Here is a 2,119-nt window from a genome sequence, read left to right as displayed (position 1 = left end):
AAAATACAGTATTTTTGCGGGTTTAGGTCCTTTTCTTAGAGGACTTGAGTTTGATTGCTCTGGGAAGTTAGCATATAAAGATTATTTGTTTGATACTGCAATTACATGGACCACTGATGGTGCCAATGCTGGAACCGTTAGTTACCGTTCAGGTAGGTTTTACTCAACAAATGTAAATGGTGTATTGATTTCAGACAAAGGATACGCCAACAAAGCAATATCCGAAATTCTGAATTTGGAAGCTTGGAAATGGGTCTCTCATGTTGGAAATCCTAAACTTATGAATAATGTTATGGGAGATATTAGCATTATGATTCCTAGTTCATTTGAGGAGCAAGACAGACTTTCAGATTTTTTGAATCAATTAGATGATACAATCACTTTACATGATCAGAAATTAAACTTACTCAAACTCGTGAAGCAATCTCTACTACAAAACATGTTCATCTAATCTAAAATCTCCCTAGCAAGATATTTGCTAAGGAGATTTTTATGCGTAAGAAACGAATTTTACTACATGACTATTTTGCTCAATGGATTGAAGTATACAAAGAAGGAGCAGTTCGAGAAAGGACTCTAGATAAGTACTGGCTATCCCATCGCCACTTACAAGAAATTGCACCTGATCTGAAATTAGTCGATACTACAAGACTTGAATATCAGCAGATCTTAAATACTTTTGCTCAAACTCACGAAAAAGCGACAGTAATGGACTTTCATCATCAATTGAAGGCTATGCTACTAGATGCGTATGATGAAGGCTATATTCAACGAGACCCAACAAGGAAAATTGTGGTCAAGGGAAAGGAACCTTCTGAGAAGAAGGCAAAGTATTTGAATGAGTTTGAATTGAAGTTGCTACTTCGTCACTTAGATTTGTCAACTTTCCCAAATTTTGATTGGATGATCCTTTTGATTGCTAAAACGGGCTTGCGATTTAGCGAAGCTTTAGGACTCACTAAAGAAGACATAGATTTAGAGCAACAAACGATCAATGTGGATAAAACTTGGGACTATAAGAGCTATACAGGGAGTTTCAAGCCAACCAAAAATGCGTCATCAGTAAGAAAAGTTCCCATCGATTGGAAGCTTGCCATGCAGCTCAATCAAGTCATTCAAGATTTGCCTAACAATGAGCCTATATTCGCCCAAAAACGTGTCTTTAACTCAACTGTTAATAATTTACTAAAGAAACATTGTGAGGAATTAAATATACCTGTTATTTCAGTACACGGGCTGCGTCACACCCATGCTTCGTTACTTTTGTTTGCCAGTGTCTCTATTGCAAGTGTTGCGAAACGTTTAGGACATGCTGATATGACGACAACACAGCAAACTTACCTTCACATTATTCAAGAACTAGAGAATAAAGATAACACAAAAATAATGCAGCACTTGGCTGCATTGTAAGGAAAAGGATAGCGGCTTGGCATCGCTATCCTTTTAAGCTATATGAACATACTTTGGAGAAGGAATTTTTTAATCTTTTTTAGTAATTCTAATTTGTAGCCATGCAAAGCTATGTTGTAATCAAGCAAAGTAAGTAGAGAGGAAATATTTTGTTGTTCGGCAGAACTAGTTGTAAAAAGATGTATTCGACTAAATAGAGGATATTTTAGGTTCCAAGTATCAGAAGTTAGTCCCTGCGAACTTTTTCTGAATACATTTAATATTTCGTACTTTTTGAAATAGTTCTGGTAAAAACAGGGATTCTCCAGCTGATTTTTTAACTTTATTATTGTATAAGCAGGACTGACAATACCATTATACTTTGAAACACCCAAAGCGCCTTGCCACATTCTCATCGAATTATAAGCGATATCATTTGGAAAAACTAATTTATAGTTTCTCTTATCGTGACTTGCATTATTTTTTCTATCCAAAGATTCAGCCTTTACAACACCGTCTTTGAGAGTGACAGACAGCAATTCTTCACTACCATTATGGGATTTTTCAATACGTTCTTCAAAGATATCTCCCAACTTACGCTTCTCCCATTTATCACTAAACCCGTAAAAGCGAACAGCTGGATACCCGCTCTTGTCAGCGAACATTTTCTGCATTAAAGCGCTTTTTAAGCGCTCAAGTTGGCGTTTCTTTTCCTCATGTAAAGTGATGG

The 2,119-nt window shown here is 36.3% G+C and carries 2 protein-coding genes and 1 pseudogene; 2 read left to right on the top strand and 1 reads right to left on the bottom strand.

Annotation, left to right across the window (positions count from 1 at the left end; all coding sequences use genetic code 11):
* Together DS743_RS00015 and DS743_RS00010 are read left to right on the top strand one after the other, a co-directional pair.
* A partial coding sequence (locus DS743_RS00015; protein WP_258945793.1) for a restriction endonuclease subunit S occupies positions 1-451 on the top strand: 451 nt, incomplete at its 5' end.
* Between the two features lie 41 nt (positions 452-492).
* Complete coding sequence (locus DS743_RS00010) at positions 493-1,410, top strand: site-specific integrase (RefSeq protein WP_035184427.1); 918 nt, start codon at positions 493-495, stop codon at positions 1,408-1,410.
* A 38-nt stretch (positions 1,411-1,448) separates the two neighbouring features.
* Here the strand turns inward: DS743_RS00010 and DS743_RS00005 are convergent.
* A pseudogene (locus tag DS743_RS00005) lies at positions 1,449-2,119 on the bottom strand (restriction endonuclease subunit S); the annotation flags it as partial.

Origin of the sequence: Lactobacillus leichmannii (assembly GCF_024701915.1) — a bacterium.
In the GTDB taxonomy this organism is placed as follows: domain Bacteria; phylum Bacillota; class Bacilli; order Lactobacillales; family Lactobacillaceae; genus Lactobacillus; species Lactobacillus delbrueckii.
Note: the sequence above shows the minus strand (reverse complement) of the source record. Positions and strands in the feature narration are given on the sequence as shown.

Excerpts from the sequence above, each read along its gene's own strand:
- DS743_RS00010 (WP_035184427.1), top strand. The coding sequence starts at position 493 with ATGCGTAAGAAACGAATTTTACTACATGACTATTTTGCTCAATGGATT.